The organism is Streptomyces sp. NPDC044704 (assembly GCF_056433525.1).
Map to the genome: position 1 here is coordinate 527658 of NZ_JBWKGY010000005.1, position 18426 is coordinate 546083.

Annotated in this window: 13 protein-coding genes; 12 read left to right on the plus strand and 1 reads right to left on the minus strand. The window is 72.7% G+C overall.

Annotated features, from left to right (window positions below):
- Window positions 1–23 precede the first annotated feature (23 nt).
- Genes AC07B0_RS16315 through AC07B0_RS16325 form a run of 3 tightly spaced genes read left to right on the plus strand, consistent with a single transcriptional unit; the run spans window position 24 to window position 920 of the window.
- Window positions 24–221, plus strand: coding sequence for a DUF4244 domain-containing protein (locus tag AC07B0_RS16315; protein ID WP_356871371.1), 198 nt, complete (start codon window positions 24–26; stop codon window positions 219–221).
- Entirely contained in the window at window positions 208–585 is a 378-nt protein-coding gene (locus AC07B0_RS16320; RefSeq protein ID WP_356871369.1) for a TadE family type IV pilus minor pilin, read from the plus strand. The genes AC07B0_RS16315 and AC07B0_RS16320 overlap by 14 nt, the downstream gene beginning before the upstream one ends.
- Window positions 582–920: an Rv3654c family TadE-like protein gene (locus AC07B0_RS16325; protein ID WP_478898472.1), complete on the plus strand. Its 339-nt coding sequence runs from the start codon at window positions 582–584 to the stop codon at window positions 918–920. The genes AC07B0_RS16320 and AC07B0_RS16325 overlap by 4 nt, the downstream gene beginning before the upstream one ends.
- A 416-nt stretch (window positions 921–1336) precedes the next feature.
- Here the strand turns inward: AC07B0_RS16325 and AC07B0_RS16330 are convergent, their stop codons facing one another.
- Window positions 1337–3862: a DEAD/DEAH box helicase gene (locus AC07B0_RS16330; protein WP_478898474.1), complete on the minus strand. Its 2526-nt coding sequence runs from the start codon at window positions 3860–3862 to the stop codon at window positions 1337–1339.
- Window positions 3863–3943: 81 nt separating this feature from the next.
- On the opposite strand from AC07B0_RS16330, the gene bldG reads away from it, so the two are divergent.
- The 9 genes from bldG (at window position 3944) to AC07B0_RS16375 (ending at window position 18386) form a co-directional block, all read left to right on the plus strand.
- On the plus strand, window positions 3944–4285 hold the full coding sequence (gene bldG, locus AC07B0_RS16335) for an anti-sigma factor antagonist BldG (RefSeq protein WP_008743037.1): 342 nt from the start codon (window positions 3944–3946) through the stop codon (window positions 4283–4285).
- 116 nt (window positions 4286–4401) lie between these two features.
- Window positions 4402–4842 (plus strand): ATP-binding protein, encoded by a 441-nt coding sequence (locus AC07B0_RS16340; RefSeq protein ID WP_356871363.1) that lies wholly within the window; start codon window positions 4402–4404, stop codon window positions 4840–4842.
- 356 nt (window positions 4843–5198) lie between these two features.
- The gene (locus tag AC07B0_RS16345; protein WP_356871361.1) at window positions 5199–7604 is read left to right on the plus strand and encodes a sodium-translocating pyrophosphatase; all 2406 of its coding nucleotides are present in this window, start codon (window positions 5199–5201) and stop codon (window positions 7602–7604) included.
- Window positions 7605–7777: 173 nt separating this feature from the next.
- Window positions 7778–8341 carry a small secreted protein gene (locus AC07B0_RS16350; protein ID WP_356871359.1) on the plus strand — a complete coding sequence of 188 codons (564 nt, stop codon included), beginning with the start codon at window positions 7778–7780 and terminating at the stop codon, window positions 8339–8341.
- A gap of 161 nt (window positions 8342–8502) precedes the next feature.
- On the plus strand, window positions 8503–10035 hold the full coding sequence (locus tag AC07B0_RS16355) for a DUF7059 domain-containing protein (RefSeq protein ID WP_467295639.1): 1533 nt from the start codon (window positions 8503–8505) through the stop codon (window positions 10033–10035).
- A gap of 155 nt (window positions 10036–10190) precedes the next feature.
- Window positions 10191–10388, plus strand: a complete 198-nt coding sequence (locus tag AC07B0_RS16360) for a hypothetical protein (protein WP_356871355.1) — start codon at window positions 10191–10193, stop codon at window positions 10386–10388.
- 266 nt (window positions 10389–10654) lie between these two features.
- Window positions 10655–13492, plus strand: a complete 2838-nt coding sequence (topA, locus tag AC07B0_RS16365; RefSeq protein WP_356871353.1) for a type I DNA topoisomerase — start codon at window positions 10655–10657, stop codon at window positions 13490–13492.
- Window positions 13493–13668: 176 nt separating this feature from the next.
- Entirely contained in the window at window positions 13669–16962 is a 3294-nt protein-coding gene (tmk, locus tag AC07B0_RS16370) for a dTMP kinase (RefSeq protein ID WP_478898477.1), read from the plus strand.
- 212 nt (window positions 16963–17174) lie between these two features.
- Window positions 17175–18386 carry a DNA polymerase III subunit delta' gene (locus tag AC07B0_RS16375; RefSeq protein WP_356871349.1) on the plus strand — a complete coding sequence of 404 codons (1212 nt, stop codon included), beginning with the start codon at window positions 17175–17177 and terminating at the stop codon, window positions 18384–18386.
- Window positions 18387–18426 lie beyond the last annotated feature (40 nt).

Sequence of the window (18426 nt, forward strand, 5' to 3'; positions counted from 1 at the left end):
CGTAATCCCACCGGAGGTTTGTCATGAGGATCATCTGGTTCCGACTGCGTAAGGCGCTGGCCGGACACGGAAGCGACGCGGGAATGTCGACTTCGGAATACGCCATGGGCACGATCGCGGCGTGTGCGTTCGCCGCGGTTCTGTACAAGGTGGTGACGAGTGACGTGGTCTCGGCGGCACTTCAGTCGACCATCGGGAAGGCGCTCGATGCGCCGTTCTGAGCGAAAACCGACGGGAATCGGAGACCGCGGATATGTGACGGCCGAAGCGGCGATGGTGATCCCGGCGCTGGTCTTGTTCGCGGCCCTGCTCGTGTGGGCCCTGATGGCGGCGGCCGCCCAGATCCGGTGCGTGGACGCCGCCCGGGCGGGGGCCCGGGCGGCGGCCCGCTCGGAGCCGGCGGGGGTGGCGGAGGCCGCGGCCCGGGAGGCGGCCCCGCCGGGGGCGGAGGTCGAAGTGGAGCGGGTGGGGGACCTCTGGCGGGTCAGGGTCGCGGCCCCCGCGCCGGGGCCTGACCGGCTGCCGGTACGGCTCGGGGCGCTGGCGGTGGCCCTGGCCGAGGACAGCGTGGGGCCGCCGCCGTGAGCCGGGACCGGGGCTCCGCGACGGTCTGGGCGACGGTGGTGGGCACGGTTCTGGGGGCCGTGTTCGGGGGCGTGCTGCTCCTCGGACAGGCGGTCGCGGCCCGTCACCGGGCGGGTGCGTCGGCTGACCTGGCCGCCCTCGCGGCGGCCGCGACCTGGTTCCACGGCCCGGGGGCGGCCTGCGCGGCGGCGGCGCGGGTCGCCCGGGCCCAGGGCGCGGAGGTGACCGCGTGCCGGGTCGAGGGGGAAGTGGCAGAGATCACGGCCCGGGTCCGCGCGGGTCCCTTCGCCCCGGCCCTGGCTTCCCGCGCCGGCCCGCCTCTTACCCCGGCCTGACCGGCCTGACCGGCCTGACCGGCCTGACCTGCTCGACCGGCCCGACCTGCCCGACCGGTCTCACCCGTCTGACCCGTCTGGTCGTCGGGTTCGTGGGTCGGTCGGGGTGAGGGGACCCGGACGGGCGTACCGGTGCGGGGCGGTTTTCGGGGCCTGATTTCAACTGTTCGGTGAGGTCGAAGAGGCGATTTTCAGCCAAACGGAAGGGGGGATTCGGATTCGTCTCCGGCGGATGGTCGGGGCGTTTCGCGGGCGACTTGAGGACGGTTCGCCCCGGTTTGCTTCGGGACTCCCCTCCAGGCCCCAGGGGCGTCCTGAGGGGCGATTTGCGGGGTTTGGGCGACTGTCCCGGTCCATCCGGGTCGTCGCGGCTCACGGGGGCGCTGACAGGGCGCTGGAGGCCCGCACCACCCGTGTCAGGGAGTGGGTGGGCCGGCCGGGTCGGGCCCTGGGGGTGCAGCTGCGGCGGGCGGGGGTGCGGGCTCCGGCCCGGCACCGGGCGGGGTGGCGAGGAGGCGGGTGAGCAGGCGGACGGCGCCGCGTTTGTGCAGGGGGTCGTTGCCGTTGCCGCACTTGGGGGACTGGATGCAGGAGGGGCAGCCCGCGTCGCACTCGCAGGCGGCGATGGCGTCCCGGGTGGCCGTGAGCCAGGCCCGTGCCGTGTGGAAGGCCCGCTCGGCGAATCCGGCGCCGCCGGGGTGGCCGTCGTAGACGAACACCGTGGGCAGCAGCGTGTCGGGATGCAGCGGCACGGAGACGCCGCCGATGTCCCAGCGGTCGCAGGTGGCGAACAGCGGGAGCAGGCCGATGGAGGCGTGCTCGGCGGCGTGCAGGGCTCCGCCGAGGATCTCCGGGTTGATCCGGGCCTCGTCGAGCTGGTCCTCGGTGACCGTCCACCACACGGCCCGCGTGCGCAGGGTGCGCGGCGGCAGGTCCAGCTTGGCCTCGCCGAGCACCTCGCCGGTGATCAGCTTGCGGCGCAGGTAGGAGACGACCTGGTTGGTGACCTCCACGGAGCCGTAGCAGAGCCGGGCGGCGCCCCACGGGATCTCGGTCTCGGTCTCCAGGATCGAGATGGAGGTGGTGTCCCGGGCCGTGGTGGAGAACGGCGGATTCGCCTCCTCGACGAGGGCCACCGAATCCTCCAGGTCCAGGTGTTTGACCAGGTAGGTGCGGCCCTGATGGAGGTGGACGGCCCCGTCGTGGACGGCGGTGTGGGAGGCGGACTCGTCGACCGTGCCCAGCAGCCGCCCCGTGGCGGCTTCGACGATCTGCACCGGGCGGCCCCCGCCGCCCCGGATGTCGGTCAGGTCCGAGGCCCGCTCGCGGCGGGTCCAGTGCCAGGCCGTTGCCCGGCGCCGCAGCAGCTTCGCCGCCTCCAGCTGGGGCAGGAGGCCGCTCGCCGCCGGGCCGAAGAGGTCCAGGTCCGCTTCGGTCAGCGGCAGCTCCGCGGCCGCCGCGCACAGGTGCGGGGCGAGGACGTACGGGTTGTCGGGGTCCAGGACCGTGGCTTCCACGGGCCGGCGGAACAGCGCCTCGGGGTGGTGGACCAGGTAGGTGTCCAGCGGGTCGTCCCGGGCGACGAGGACGGCCAGGGCGCCCTGACCGGACCGTCCGGCCCGGCCCGCCTGCTGCCACAGGGAGGCCCGGGTGCCGGGGTAGCCGGTGATCAGTACGGCGTCCAGGCCGGAGACGTCCACGCCCAGCTCCAGGGCGGTGGTCGCGGCCAGGCCCAGCAGCTCTCCGGAGTGCAGGGCCCGCTCCAGGGCCCGGCGCTCCTCGGGCAGGTAGCCGCCCCGGTAGGCGGCGACCCGCCGGGGCAGGGACCGGTCCACCGCCGCGAGCCGTTCCTGGGCGATCACGGAGATCAGCTCGGCCCCGCGCCGGGAGCGGACGAAGGCCACCGTGCGGACCCCCTGCACGACCAGGTCGGTCAGCAGGTCGGCGGTCTCGGCGGTGGCGGTGCGGCGCACCGGCGCGCCCTTCTCGCCCTTGAGGTCGGTCAGCGGCGGCTCCCACAGGGCGAAGACCAGCTCCCCGCGCGGTGAGGCGTCGTCGGAGACCTCGATGACGGGCAGGCCGGTCAGCCGGGAGGCGGCCTCCGCCGGATCGCTCGCGGTGGCGGACGCCAGGAGGAAGACGGGCTCGGAGCCGTAGCGGGCGCACAGGCGCCGCAGCCGCCGCAGGACCTGGGCGACGTGGGAGCCGAAGACGCCGCGGTAGGTGTGGCACTCGTCGATGACGACGTAGCGCAGCGCCTTCAGGAAGGAAGACCAGCGGGGGTGGGCGGGCAGGATCCCCCGGTGCAGCATGTCGGGGTTGGTCAGCACGTAGTTCGCGTACTGGCGCACCCACTCCCGCTCCTCGAAGGGCGTGTCGCCGTCGTACACGGCCGGCCGGACGGCGTTTCCGAGCGGCGCGGCCAGTTCCCGCACGGCGCGCCGCTGGTCGGCGGCCAGAGCCTTGGTCGGGGCGAGGTAGAGGGCGGTCGCACCCCGCCCGTTCGGCGCCCCGGCGCCGTCCGCCAGGGCGGAGAGCACGGGCGCGAGGTAGGCCAGGGACTTGCCCGAGGCGGTGCCGGTCGCGACGACGACGGACCGGCCGTCCAGGGCGTGCTCGGCGACCGTCGCCTGGTGTTCCCACGGATGTTCGATGCCGGCGGCCGAAATCGCCGCCACGACATCCGTTCGGATGCGATCGGGCCAGACCGCATGACGACCCGCCCGAGGGGGCAAGTGCTCCGTATGGGTGATGCGCGCAGCCCGGGAAGGCCCCCCTGACAGCCGGTCCAGGACCGTGCCGGGGGTGGGTCGTGCGTCCGCGGGCGCCGTGGGCCGCCCGGGGCGGTGAGTGTTGGCCATTGGAACCGAGTGTGTCACTGGCGTGCGGGACAATGGTCCCAAGGCGTCGTGCGCGCCTGCCGGTAAGTGATTGAATGCCATCGCGGCAGCCGATCCCTCCCCTACCTTCGGGTGGGGAGGCCCCTGGGGGGCGCCGCTCGATAGCAAGGTGCTGGAGGATCCGTGGACCTGTCCCTGTCGACTCGCACTGTCGGCGACCGCACGGTCGTAGAGGTCGGTGGCGAGATTGATGTGTATACCGCGCCCAAGCTGCGCGAGCAGTTGGTGGAGTTGGTGAACGACGGCAGCTACCACTTGGTTGTCGACATGGAGCGAGTGGACTTCCTCGACTCCACCGGCCTCGGTGTGCTCGTGGGAGGCCTCAAGCGCGTTCGTGCGCACGAGGGCTCGCTGCGTCTGGTCTGCAACCAGGAGCGCATCCTGAAGATCTTCCGCATCACCGGTCTGACCAAGGTGTTCCCGATCCACACCACGGTGGAAGACGCCGTCAACGCCACCGACTGACGGCTCCTGGCGGCTGCCGCCGGAAACGGCGCAGGCGCCGACGAGGAGCGGGGGTACCGGGCCATGGGCGGTCCGGTCCCCTGTCAAGTCACGCCCGTAGTCCGAGGGGGACGCACATGGCCACCGTTGAACTGCGCTTCAGCGCCCAGCCCGAACACGTCCGGACGGCCCGCCTGGTCGCGGCCGCCGTGGCGCGCCGGGCGGGGGTCGAGGAAGCCGTACTCGACGAGGTCCGCCTCGCCGTGGGCGAAGCGTGTTCGCGTGCCGTCGGACTGCACCGCAGCAATGGACTGACCGCGCCCGTCCGGGTCGTGCTGACCGAGGAGGAGAAGCTGTTCTCCATCGAGGTCGGTGACGAGGTGCCCGGACCGGCCGGCGGTTCCAGCGAGGCCGTGTCCGGCATCGCCGCCGTCCTGGACCCGGACATCGAGGGTGAGGACGAGATGGGCCTCGCGGTGATCAGCGGGCTCGTCGACGACGTCGCCGTGACCTCGGGCGAGGCGGGCGGCACCATCCGCATGAGCTGGCCCGTGTCCGGGGGCCCGGCGCTTTCGTAGCGTCAGGCTGCCCGTGTGGTGCGGCAGTAGCCGGCCGTGAGCGTCGCGTCCTGATCGTGTTCCCGGGGTGTCCCGTCACGCTTCGACGCGCGGTCCGCGACCGCATGCGTCGTATCTTCCGATCTTTATCAAGGCCCTGCTGAGCAGGGCCTTTCGCATTTCTCGGAAAAACGCTCTAGATCGTTGATCAGCCGTCAATGCCTTTGCCCCATTACTTCTTTCGAGGGTAATGGAGTGACGCGATCTATTGCTGAGGAGCAAGTGCGGGCCAATTCCGTTTCACGCCCACTGTTTTGATCAGGTCGCGCTCCCTACAATCCGTCCACATCTTGAGCTCATCACGTCAAGGAGGACGAATGACGGGGCTCTTCACCCCTATCGCGCCGGATCGCGCACATGATCTGGCAGCCGCAGTACTCACCGATGACAATCGGCTCATCGTGATCGTCATCGCGGTCGTCGCACTGGCCGCGCTCGTCGTCGCGCAGATCCTGGTCCGCCAGGTCCTCGCCGCCGACGAGGGAACCGACAGCATGAAGAAGATCGCCGCAGCCGTTCAGGAAGGCGCCAACGCCTACCTCGGACGCCAGTTGCGCACCCTCGCCGTCTTCGCCGTGGTCGTCTTCTTCCTGCTCTTCCTGCTCCCCGCCGACGACTGGTCGCAGCGTGGGGGCCGCTCGGCCTTCTTCCTCGTGGGCGCGCTGTTCTCGGCCGCCACCGGCTACATCGGCATGCGTCTGGCGGTCCGGGCCAACGTCCGCGTCGCCGCCGCCGCCCGCGAGGCCACCCCCGCCGAGGGCGAACCCGCCAAGGACCTGACCGACGTGTCCCACAAGGCGATGAAGATCGCCTTCCGCACCGGTGGCGTGGTCGGCATGTTCACCGTCGGCCTCGGCCTGCTCGGCGCCTCCTGCGTCGTACTGGTCTACGCCGCGGACGCGCCCAAGGTCCTGGAGGGCTTCGGTCTCGGCGCCGCGCTGATCGCCATGTTCATGCGTGTCGGCGGCGGCATCTTCACCAAGGCCGCCGACGTCGGCGCCGACCTGGTCGGCAAGGTCGAGCAGGGCATTCCGGAGGACGATCCGCGCAATGCCGCGACCATCGCCGACAACGTGGGCGACAACGTCGGCGACTGCGCGGGGATGGCCGCCGACCTTTTCGAGTCGTACGCCGTCACCCTCGTGGCCGCGCTCATCCTCGGCAAGGCGGCGTTCGGCGACCTCGGCCTCGCCTTCCCGCTGATCGTGCCCGCCATCGGTGTCATCACCGCCATGATCGGAATCTTCGCGGTCGCTCCGCGCCGCTCCGACCGCAGCGGCATGACCGCCATCAACCGCGGTTTCTTCATCTCCGCCGTGATCTCGCTGGTGCTCGTCGCGATCGCCGTCTACGCGTACCTGCCGGCCACGTACAAGGAGCTCGTCGGCGTCGAGGACGCGGCCATCGCGAACCACCCCGGCGACCCGCGGGTGCTGGCGATCGTCGCCGTCGCGATCGGCATCGTGCTCGCCGCCCTGATCCAGCAGCTGACCGGCTACTTCACCGAGACCAACCGCCGTCCCGTCCGGGACATCGGAAAGTCCTCCCTGACCGGCGCGGCCACCGTCGTCCTCGCCGGCATCTCCGTCGGCCTGGAATCCGCCGTGTACACGGCACTCCTCATCGGCCTCGGGGTCTACGGAGCCTTCCTGCTCGGCGGTACGTCGATCATGCTGGCGCTCTTCGCCGTGGCCCTCGCCGGCACCGGACTGCTCACCACCGTCGGCGTCATCGTCGCGATGGACACCTTCGGCCCGGTGTCGGACAACGCACAGGGCATCGCGGAGATGTCCGGCGACGTCGAGGGCGCGGGCGCCCAGGTGCTCACCGACCTGGACGCGGTCGGCAACACCACCAAGGCGATCACCAAGGGCATCGCCATCGCGACCGCCGTCCTGGCCGCGGCCGCGCTCTTCGGCTCGTACAACGACGCGATCGCCGGAGCGGTGAAGGAGGTCGGGGCCAAGGCCGGGGAGATGAACCTCAGCCTCGACATCGCCCAGCCCAACAACCTGGTCGGCCTGATCCTGGGCGCGGCCGTCGTGTTCCTGTTCTCGGGCCTGGCCATCAACGCCGTGTCCCGGTCGGCCGGAGCCGTCGTCTACGAGGTGCGCCGCCAGTTCCGCGAGCACCCCGGGATCATGGACTACACCGAGAAGCCCGAGTACGGCCGCGTCGTGGACATCTGCACCAAGGACGCCCTGCGCGAGCTCGCCACGCCCGGCCTGCTCGCCGTCCTCACCCCGATCGCGGTGGGCTTCTCCCTCGGCGTCGGCGCGCTCGGCTCCTTCCTCGCGGGGGCCATCGGCACCGGCACGCTGATGGCGGTGTTCCTCGCCAACTCCGGTGGTGCGTGGGACAACGCGAAGAAGCTCGTCGAGGACGGCCACCACGGCGGCAAGGGCAGCGAGGCCCACGCCGCGGTCGTCATCGGAGACACCGTCGGTGACCCGTTCAAGGACACCGCGGGCCCCGCGATCAACCCGCTGCTCAAGGTCATGAACCTGGTGGCGCTGCTGATCGCACCCGCCGTCGTGCAGTTCAGCTACGGCGAGGACACCAGCGCGACCGTGCGGGCCGTCGTCTCGGTCCTCGCCATCGGCGTCATCGTCGGCGCGGTGTACGTCTCCAAGCGCCGCGGCATCGCGGTCGGGGACGAGGGCGACGGCGAGGGCGCCGCCGAGCGGGTGGCACAGTCACCCGGCCCGGCGGTGGTTTCCTGACGCCGCGGACGCCGGACGCTCAGGGGTCCTGACCCCTTGGGCCGACCGGCTCGAAGATGCGCCCGAACGGCGGACGGGCGGCGCGTACTGACGCGTCGTCTGTCCGCCTTTGTGCGTCCCCTGAGGGCGGCCGTGTATCTTCCGGGCCGAGAGCCTTCGAAGGGACCAATCCGGTGAACAAGAAGTTTGCGGCCGCGGTGTCCGGCGGTGCGGTACTGATGCTCGTCCTGTCCGGCTGCGGCGGAGACGGCGACGACGGCAAGGCGAAGGCCGATGCCTGGGCCAAGAAGGTCTGCGACAAGTGGGAGCCCGAGCTCACCAAGATCAAGACCACGAACGACGAGCTGAAGCGGGTCGCGACCCAGAGCAACAAGCCCGAAGAGGTCCAGAAGACCGACTCGGCCGCGTTCCAGACGCTGTCCGACGCGTACAAGTCCATGGGCGGCGCCCTGACCGCCGCGGGCGAGGCGCCCGTCACGGACGGCAAGGCGTCCCAGGACGCTGTGGTGAAGAGCTACGACCAGATCTCCAAGAGCTACATCGACCTCAAGACGAAGATCGACGCGCTGGACGCCAAGGACCAGAGCAAGTTCGCTGAGGGCCTCCAGCAGGTGGCCGGAGGCCTCACGGAGGTCGCGGCGAACGAGACGGCGAGCAAGCAGAAGCTCGAGTCCACCGGCCTCAAGGTGATCTACAGCCAGAAGGGCTGCCAGGTCAGCACGCCCGCCAACGGCTGAGTGCGACCGCCCGCCGTCCCCGGCGGGCCGTACGCCGCCACCCGCCGCCCCCGGCGGGTCGTACGCCGCCCAGGGCGGCCGGATTTCCCCCGCGGACCCGGTCGCCCTGCCGCGCGTAGCGGGTCGTTCGGTTTGCCGGTCCCAGCGGCCACAATGGACGCGTGAGTACCACCAGCCTTCCCTCGCCCGACTGCGCCGCCGAACTCCGCGCCTCCCTGCTCGCCGCCGGCTTCACCGCCGACGGGCTGCTCGACCTGCTCGGAGCCCCCGCCTACGCGGCGCTGGCCCGCAGTGAGACGGTCCCCGCCCTGCGGGCCACCCGCAGCGCCGGTGACACGCCCCTCGCGAGCCTGGTCCGGCTCTTCCTCCTCCAGGAGCCCGTGCCCCACGCGCACGCGGCCGCCGCGCTGCCCGTCGAGGCCGCCCTCGCCGGCGGCTGGCTCCGCCGGGAGGATGCCGCCGACGGCGAGGACACGGTGCACGCCACCGTCGACGTACGCCCGTACGGCGGTCCGGAGGGCGAGGACTGGTTCATCGTCTCGGACCTCGGCTGCGCCGTCGGCGGGGCCGGCGGGATCGGCAAGCGGGAGGAGGCCGTGGTCCTCGGCGTCGGCGGGGCGTCCACCACCCTGGCCGGCATCACCGTCCGCATCCCCGTCGGTTCGGCCCTCGACCTCGGCACCGGATCCGGGATCCAGGCCCTGCACGCCGCCCAGCACGCGACCCGGGTCACCGCCACCGACGTCAACCCGCGCGCCCTGGAATTCACCCGGTTGACGCTGGCGCTCTCGGGGGCGCCGGAGGCGGAGCTGCTCGCCGGGTCGCTGTTCGAGCCCGTCGGGGACGCCACGTACGACCTGATCGTGTCGAATCCCCCCTTCGTGATCTCCCCCGGCGCCCGGCTCACCTACCGCGACGGCGGCATGGGCGGCGACGACCTGTGCCGGATGCTGGTCCAGCAGGCCGGCGCGCACCTCAACCCGGGCGGGTACGCCCAGTTCCTCGGCAACTGGCAGCACGTGGACGGCGAGGACTGGCACGACCGGCTCCGTTCCTGGGTGCCGCGCGGCTGCGACGCCTGGATCGTGCAGCGTGACGTGCAGGACGTGACGCAGTACGCGGAGCTGTGGCTGCGCGACGCGGGCGACCACCGCACCGACCCGGCCGAGTACACCCGGCGGTACGAGGACTGGCTGGACGAGTTCGAGGCCCGCAAGACCAAGGCCGTCGGCTTCGGCTGGATCACCCTGCGCCGCACCGACGCCGCGGAGCCCTCGATCGTGGTCGAGGAGTGGCCGCACTCGGTGGAGCAGCCGCTCGGCGAGACCGTGCTGGCCCACTTCGCCCGGCAGGACTACCTGCGCGAACACGATGACGCGGCCCTGCTGACCGGGTACTTCCGGCTGACCGCCGAGGTCGTCCAGGAGCAGGTCGGCGCGCCCGGGGCGGAGGACCCGGAGCACGTGGTGCTCCGGCAGAACCGCGGCATGCGGCGGGCGACCAAGGTCGACACGGTCGGGGCGGGCTTCGCGGGAGTGTGTGACGGCTCACTCAGCGCGGGCCGGATCCTCGACGCGATCGCCCGGCTGATGGAAGAGGATCCGGTCGTCCTGCGGGACCGGACCCCGGAGGCGATCCGGATGCTGGTCGAGCAGGGTTTCCTGGAGCCCGTACCGGGCGGGACCGTCTCCTAGTGCCGCTCTGGCCGCCCGGACCGCCCGGCCCCGGAAGTGCTTCCGTACCCGTGATGTAACCCGGGGTTCGCCCGTCGTACCCCCGCGGCTGGCAGGCTCCCCGGCAGCGGGATCCGGGGGGATCCCGGAGCGGCCCAGGGGTAAAGGGGAACGGCATGGAGCGCGGTCCGGCGATCTTCGCGGCAGCCGTGTTCCTGCTGTTCGGAGCCGCTCTGCTGGTCTGGACGGGGGCGCGCGCCCTGCACCGTGCGCCGGTGGCTGAGGGCGTGCGCCCCGTCGTGGCCGTACCGCTGGCGCTGCTGGCCGGCGCGGGCTCCCTGGCCCTCGGGTTCTGGTGCCTCCAGCGCTTCTGAGGCGGGCTCGCCGGTGATCTCCGTACGGGTGTGAAACCCGACGTCGAAGCGGGTGTGGAGGCGGGGCCAGACGGCCCCCCGGCCACCCTGGGCGGTGACCGGAAGGGGTCCGGCGCGGCATCCGGGCGGCAGAAACGGCACTTGTCGGGTTACCGTTCGAGTGGCCGTTGCGGGCTTGTGCCGTTTGACACGGGGGCGGGTTGTACCGTCACACTCCGCAGCGTCGCCGTACTGCGACCGAGTGCCGACCGGAGAGAAGAGCCAAGTTGTCCCCGACTAGCGAGACCGCAAAGGGCGGCCGCCGACTCGTCATCGTCGAGTCCCCTGCCAAGGCGAAGACGATCAAGGGCTACCTCGGCCCCGGATACGTCGTCGAGGCGAGCGTCGGGCACATCCGCGACCTCCCCAGCGGCGCGGCCGAGGTTCCCGACAAGTACACCGGCGAGGTCCGCCGGCTCGGCGTGGACGTCGAGCACGACTTCCAGCCGATCTACGTCGTCAATGCGGACAAGAAGGCGCAGGTCCGCAAGCTCAAGGACCTGCTGGCCGAGTCCGACGAACTCTTCCTCGCCACCGATGAGGACCGCGAGGGCGAAGCCATCGCGTGGCACCTGCAAGAGGTCCTCAAGCCCAAGGTCCCCGTCCACCGGATGGTCTTCCACGAGATCACCAAGGACGCGATCCGCGACGCCGTCGCCAACCCGCGCGAGCTCAACCAGCGCATGGTCGACGCCCAGGAGACCCGCCGCATCCTCGACCGCCTCTACGGCTACGAGGTCTCGCCGGTCCTGTGGAAGAAGGTCATGCCGAAGCTGTCGGCGGGCCGCGTCCAGTCGGTGGCCACCCGCATGGTCGTCGAGAAGGAACGCGAGCGCATCGCGTTCCGTTCCGCCGAGTACTGGGACCTGACCGGCACCTTCTCCACCGGCCGCGCCGGTGACGCCTCCGACCCCTCCACGCTGGTCGCCCGGCTGAACTCGGTCGACGGCAAGCGCATCGCGCAGGGCCGCGACTTCGGCTCGACCGGGCAGCTCAAGGGCGAGGTGCTGCACCTCGACGAGGCGAACGCGCGGGCGCTGGCCGCCGCGCTGGAGCAGACCTCGTTCGCCGTGAAGTCGGTCGACTCCAAGCCGTACCGCCGTTCCCCGTACGCCCCCTTCCGCACGACGACCCTCCAGCAGGAGGCCTCGCGCAAGCTGGGCTTCGGTGCGAAGGCGACCATGCAGGTGGCCCAGAAGCTGTACGAGAACGGCTTCATCACCTACATGCGTACGGACTCCACGACGCTCTCCGACACGGCCGTCTCCGCGGCCCGCGCGCAGGTCACCCAGCTCTACGGAGCCGACTACCTGCCGGAGAAGCCGCGCGTCTACGCCGGCAAGGTCAAGAACGCGCAGGAGGCGCACGAGGCGATCCGGCCTTCGGGTGATCGTTTCCGCACTCCGGCCGAGACGGGTCTGACCGGCGACCAGTTCCGCCTGTACGAGCTGATCTGGAAGCGGACCGTCGCCTCCCAGATGAAGGACGCGACCGGCAACTCGGTGACCGTGAAGATCGGCGGCACCGCGTCGGACGGCCGGGCCGCCGAGTTCAGCGCCTCCGGCAAGACGATCACCTTCCACGGCTTCATGAAGGCCTACGTCGAAGGCGCCGACGACCCGAACGCCGAGCTCGACGACCGCGAGAAGCGGCTGCCGCAGGTCGCCGAGGGCGACGCGCTGTCGGCCGAGGAGATCACCGCCGACGGCCACTCGACCAAGCCGCCGGCCCGCTACACCGAGGCCTCGCTGGTCAAGGAGCTGGAAGAGCGGGAGATCGGCCGGCCGTCGACGTACGCGTCGATCATCGGCACGATCCTCGACCGCGGCTACGTCTTCAAGAAGGGCACGGCACTCGTGCCGTCCTTCCTCTCGTTCGCCGTGGTGAACCTCCTGGAGACGCACTTCGGGCGGCTCGTCGACTACGACTTCACCGCCAAGATGGAGGACGACCTCGACCGCATCGCGCGGGGCGAGGCCCAGTCCGTGCCGTGGCTCAAGCGCTTCTACTTCGGCTCCGAAGAGGCCTCGCAGGTCGTCCCGGCCAACGGCGACCACCTCGGCGGCCTGAAGGAGCTGGTCACGGACCTGGGCGCGATCGACGCCCGGGAGATCTCCTCCTTCCCCGTCGGCGACGACATCGTGCTGCGCGTCGGCCGCTACGGGCCGTACGTGGAGCGCGGCGAGAAGGACGCCGAAGGCCACCAGCGGGCCGACGTACCGGACGACATGGCTCCGGACGAGCTGACGGTCGAGTACGCGCAGGAACTGTTCGCGAAGCCGAGCGGTGAATTCGAACTCGGCGCCGACCCGGTGAGCGGGAACCAGATCGTCGCGAAGGACGGCCGCTACGGGCCGTACGTCACCGAGATCCTTCCCGAGGGCACGCCGAAGACGGGCAAGAACGCGGTCAAGCCGCGGACGGCCTCCCTCTTCAAGTCGATGTCCCTGGACACGGTCACCCTCGACGAGGCCCTCAAGCTGATGTCGCTGCCGCGCGTGGTGGGCGTGGACGCGGAGGGCGTCGAGATCACCGCCCAGAACGGCCGCTACGGCCCGTACCTGAAGAAGGGCACGGACTCGCGGTCCCTGGAGACCGAGGACCAGCTCTTCTCGATCACCCTCGACGAAGCCCTCGCCATCTACGCGCAGCCGAAGCAGCGCGGCCGGGCCGCGGCCAAGCCGCCGCTGAAGGAACTGGGCACCGACCCGGTCAGCGAGAAGCCCGTCGTCGTCAAGGACGGCCGCTTCGGCCCGTACGTGACGGACGGCGAGACGAACGCGACCCTGCGCCGGGACGACGACGTCGAGACGATCACCCCCGAGCGGGGCTACGAGCTCCTCGCGGAGAAGCGGGCCAAGGGTCCGGCGAAGAAGACCGCGAAGAAGGCGCCCGCGAAGAAGGCACCGGCCAAGAAGGCTCCGGCGAAGAAGGCGACGGCCACCAAGACCGCCGCCGCCAAGAAGACGACGGCCGCGAAGAAGACCACGACCGCCACCAAGACGGCCGCCGCGAAGAAGACGGCGGCCAAGAAGACGGCGGCGGTTCCGGCCGCGGACGCGTAGCCGCCGGTATCCGGACTCCGGGACTCCGGCACTTCGCTCTCACGAGGGCCCCGCGCGATCCGCGCGGGGCCCTCGGGCGTCCCGCACCGGGGGCGCGCCCCGAGTGGGTGCGGGGTCACACCGGGCCCTGTCCACAGCCCACCGCACCGGCCAGGCACAGCGGATAGGCTGGGCGGATGACGCGAGCCGAGCAGCCAACGGTCGTGACCGCCTCCGAGAACCCCGCCTACGACGAAGCCCTGGCCGCGGATTCCCGCGAGCGAGCGGTGCGCGCCCTGCTGCGCACCCCCAGACTGCGCCGGCTGTGGAGCGCGCAGCTGGTGAGCGGCATCGGCGACGCCCTCGCCCTGCTCGTCCTGGTGCTGCTGACGCTCCAGGCGGCCGTCTCCGCCGGCCCCGGAGAACTCTTCGGCAACGGCTACCGGGGCGCGGCCTTCGCGGTCGCCGCCGTCTTCGGCGTGCGGATCCTCGCCACCGTGCTGTTCGGCGCGGTGCTGCTCGGCCCGCTGGCCAAGCTCACCGCCCCCGGAGGCAAGCTGGACCGGCGCTGGACCATGGTCGGAGCCGACGGGCTGCGCATCGGCCTGTTCGTCGTCGCCCCGCTCTGGCTCGACTGGATCCCCGGGCAGGCCACGACCGCGCTGCTCGCCACCGTCTTCGTCTCCGGCGCCGCCGAGCGGGTGTGGACCCTGGCCAAGGAGAGCGCCGCGCCCGCGCTGCTGCCGGAGCCGCCGCCCGAGGGGGCGACCGTACGCCCGCTCCCGGACCACCTCGACGCCCTGCGGCGGCTGACGCTGCGCACCGCCTTCGCGGCGCTGCCCGTCGCGGCCGGGGCGCTGCTCGCCGCCACCCTCGTCGGGCGGGCGCTGGGGCTGGGCGTGGACTGGTTCGCGGCCAACCAGGCCGCCCTCGGCTCGTACGTGGCCGCAGGTCTCTTCGCCGCGTCCGTCTCGCTCCTGCTGCCGCTGGCCCTGCCCGCCACCAAGACCCCGCGGCCGCGCTCCCCGCTGGAGGGCCTGCGGGCCCCCAAGGCGGGCGACCGGCCCGAGAAGGGGCGTACGGGAGCGATCCCGCTGTTCGTCCTGACCTGCGCGGCCGTCGCCGGAGCGATCGCCTCCGCCGCCTCCGTCGCCGTACTCCAGGCCTTCGACCTCGGCGGCGGCCCGGCCACCTACGCCCTGCTGGTGCTCGCCCTCGTCGGCGGCACCGGCCTCGGGATCCGCGCCACCCAGGCCGGCAAGGTGCTGCCTACCCTGTCCCGGCGCCGACTGCTCGCCCTCGCCACCGGCGTGACCGGGCTCGCGCTGCTGCTGGCCGGACTCGTCCCCGACACGGCCACCGTGCTGTTCCTGGCCCTGCTCGCCGGGACCGCCGCGGGGGTGGCCGCCAACACCGGCCACACCCTGATCGACCAGGAGACCGAGGAGTTCCGCCGGGCCCGGGTCACCGAGCACCTCCAGGCCGTGGTCCGGGTGGCGGTCGCCCTCGGCGCGGTCGCGGCCCCGCTGCTCGCCGCCGCCATCGGCCCGCACCGGCTGGTCGGCAGCGAGCTCGTGTTCTCGCACGGCGGCGCCGCCTTCACCCTGATGCTGGTCGGCGCGCTCCTGCTGCCCGTCGCCGTGGTGGTCCTCGCCAAGGCCGACGACCGCGGCGGCGTACCGCTGCGCCGCGACCTGCGCGAGGCGCTGCGCGGCGGGGACCCGGTACAGGCCCCCTCCACCACCGGGTTCTTCATCGCCCTCGAAGGCGGGGACGGGGCCGGCAAGTCCACCCAGGCGGAGGCCCTCGCCGACTGGATACGGGGCAAGGGCCACGAGGTCGTCGTGACCCGGGAGCCCGGAGCCACGCCGGTGGGCAAGCGGCTCCGCTCGATCCTGCTCGACGTGTCCTCCGCCGGACTGTCGAACCGCGCCGAGGCGCTGATGTACGCCGCCGACCGCGCGGAGCACGTCGACACCGTGGTCCGGCCCGCACTGGAGCGCGGTGCGATCGTCATCTCCGACCGCTACATCGACTCCTCCGTGGCCTACCAGGGCGCCGGCCGCGACCTCGCCCCGACCGAGATCGCCCGCATCTCCCGCTGGGCCACGGGCGGACTCGTCCCGAACCTGACCGTGCTGCTCGACGTGTCGCCGGAGACGGCGCGGGAGCGCTTCACCGAGGCGCCCGACCGGCTGGAGTCGGAGCCGGCCGAGTTCCACCAGCGGGTACGCGCCGGATTCCTGACGCTCGCCGCGGCCGACCCCGGGCGCTACCTGGTTGTCGACGCGGGACAGGACCCGGGCTCGGTGACCACCGTCGTACGGCACCGCCTGGACCGGATGCTCCCGCTGTCCGAGGCCGAGGTGGCGGCGCAGATCGAGGCCCGCCGGCTCGCGGAGGAGGAAGCCCGGCGCAAGGCCGAGGCCGAGGCCGCCCGCAAGGCGGAGGAGGCCCGGCTGAAGGCCGAGGAGGAAGCCCGGCTGGCCCGCGAGGCCGAAGAGGCCCGGATCAGGGCCGAGCAGGAGGCCGCCCGCAAGGCGGAGGAGGAGCGGCTGCGCGCCGAGGAGGAGGCCCGGGCCCGGGCCGAGGCCGAACGGCTGCGCGCCGAGGCCGAGGCGAAGGCCCGCGCCGCCGAGCTGGAGCGGATGCGGCTGCAGGAAGCGGAGGAGGTCCGGCTGCGGGCCGAGGCCGAGGAGCGGCGGCTGGAGAAGCAGCGGCGCGCCGAGGAGGCCCTGCTGAGGGCGGAGGAGGCGCGCCGGCTGGCGGAGGCTTCGGCCGCCGCCGCGGCGGCGGCCGCTTCGGCTGCCCAGGCGGCTCCTGCTGCGCCCGCGGCTCCTGCGGCTCCCGCAGCTCCTTCTGTTCCTGCTGCTCCTGCTTCTTCCGAACCCGCAGGGCCGTCCGCGCCCGCGCGCAAGGTCGGCATGCGCAAGGAGCCGCTGCCGGACGAGGCGGTCACCGTCGAGACCCCGGTGGTCCGGCGGATGGTCCGGCCGGACGACGTGACCCAGACGGTCCCCGTGCCGAAGATCGACCCGGAGCGGCGGCAGGGCGCGGCCGGAGCCTCGGACGAGACGGCGGTGCTGCCGGCCGTACGGCCCGACGGCCCGGGCGATTCCGGTGACACGGGTGCGTCCGGTGGGTCCGGGCGTTCCGGTGCCGCGCAGGCTCAGGGGGCGCCGGCCCGGCGGACCCCGTCCGCGCCGCCGGAGGCTTCCGCGGGCCGGACCGGCTCCGCCTCGCGGCCGACGGCCCGCCGGACGCCGGAGAACCCGGCCGACCGGGTCCCGCCCGGCATCTTCCGCGACGCCGGGAACGACGTGACGCGCGAGCTCCCGGTCGTCGGGGACGACGGGCGGCCGCGCCGGGAGCCTTCCGACTGGGCCGAGGCGACCCCGATGGACGATCTGCCGACCCTGGCGGACGAGCTGCTCGGGCCGCACCGGGACGACGAGGGCGAAGACGAGGCCGGCCGGCGCCGTCGGCGCTGACCGGGGGCGGCCGGGATTGTCGGTGGCGCGCGCCACAATGGGAACGGCGCGCGCGGGGCCGGCAGGCACCCTGAGCGAGAGCTCGGACCGCGTGCCCGGAATTGGGCGCCTGGAAGCGGGTGCTCGGAAGCAGGCGCTCGGAATCGGGTGCTCGGGCCGAAGGGGTCGCAGGGACCCCGCGCAACGACGGACTGGGAAGGGTGGTGGGCGGGATGCCCGTATGGGACGACCTGGTGGGACAGGAACGCGTGCAGGCGCAGCTGGCCGCCGCGGCCCGGGACGCCGACGCCCTGGTCACCGCCACCTCGGCCGGCACCCCCGTACCGCCCACGTCCAAGATGACGCACGCCTGGCTGTTCACCGGCCCTCCCGGGTCCGGACGGGCGACGGCGGCCCGCGCCTTCGCCGCCGCGCTCCAGTGCGTCAGCCCCGACCGGGCCCTCGGCGGTGAACCCGGCTGCGGGTTCTGCGACGGCTGCCACACCACCATGATCGGTACGCACGCCGACGTGGAGATCGTGCGCACCGACCTGCTGTCCATCGGCGTGAAGGAAACCCGCGACCTCGTCCGCCGGGCGCAGCTCTCGCCGGCCGTCGGACGCTGGCAGGTCATCGTCCTGGAAGACGCGGACCGGCTCACCGAGGGCGCCGGGAACGTCCTGCTCAAGGCCGTGGAGGAGCCCGCTCCGCGCACGGTGTGGCTGCTGTGCGCGCCCTCCCTGGAGGACGTGCTGCCCACCATCCGGTCCCGCTGCCGGCACCTGACGCTCCGCACCCCGTCCGTGGCGGCGGTGGCCGACCTCCTGGTGCGGCGCGACGGCGTCGAGCCCGCGGCCGCCGAAGCCGCCGCCCGCGCCACCCAGGGCCACATCGGGCGGGCCCGGCGGCTCGCCACCGACGAGGCCGCACGTACCCGGCGCACCGCCGTGCTCAGGCTCCCGCTGCGCGTGGACGACGTGGGCGGCTGCCTCAAGGCCGCGCAGGAACTCGTCGACGCCGCCGCCGAAGACGCCAAGCAGGTCGCGGAGGAGGTCGACGGCAAGGAGACCGAGGAGCTGAGGGCGGCGCTCGGCGCCGGCGCCGGAGCGGGCAGCCGGATGCCGCGGGGCACCGCGGGCGTGATGAAGGAACTCGAGGACCGGCAGAAGCGCCGCCGCACGCGTACCCAGCGCGACAGCCTCGACCTGGCGCTGACCGACCTCACCGGCTTCTACCGGGACGTGCTGGCCCTCCAGCTCGGCTCCGGCCTGGCCATCGCGAACGAGGAGATACGGCCGGACCTCGACCGGATCGCCCGCGCCTCGGGACCCGAGCGCACCTTGCGCCGCATCGAGGCGATCATCGCCTGCCGGACCGCCCTCGACCGGAACGTGGCGCCGCTGCTCGCCGTCGAGGCCATGACGATGGCGCTGCGCGCGGGCTGACGCCGGGCCGCGCACGAGGCGGGCCGCCGCTCACGGGCCG

Coding starts and splice junctions, on each gene's coding strand:
- AC07B0_RS16330 (WP_478898474.1), bottom strand. CDS start 3,862: ATGGCATTCAATCACTTACCGGCAGGCGCGCACGACGCCTTGGGACCA.
- tmk (WP_478898477.1), top strand. CDS start 13,669: ATGACGCGAGCCGAGCAGCCAACGGTCGTGACCGCCTCCGAGAACCCC.
- AC07B0_RS16360 (WP_356871355.1), top strand. CDS start 10,191: ATGGAGCGCGGTCCGGCGATCTTCGCGGCAGCCGTGTTCCTGCTGTTC.
- AC07B0_RS16345 (WP_356871361.1), top strand. CDS start 5,199: ATGACGGGGCTCTTCACCCCTATCGCGCCGGATCGCGCACATGATCTG.
- AC07B0_RS16375 (WP_356871349.1), top strand. CDS start 17,175: ATGCCCGTATGGGACGACCTGGTGGGACAGGAACGCGTGCAGGCGCAG.
- AC07B0_RS16340 (WP_356871363.1), top strand. CDS start 4,402: ATGGCCACCGTTGAACTGCGCTTCAGCGCCCAGCCCGAACACGTCCGG.
- AC07B0_RS16315 (WP_356871371.1), top strand. CDS start 24: ATGAGGATCATCTGGTTCCGACTGCGTAAGGCGCTGGCCGGACACGGA.
- AC07B0_RS16320 (WP_356871369.1), top strand. CDS start 208: ATGCGCCGTTCTGAGCGAAAACCGACGGGAATCGGAGACCGCGGATAT.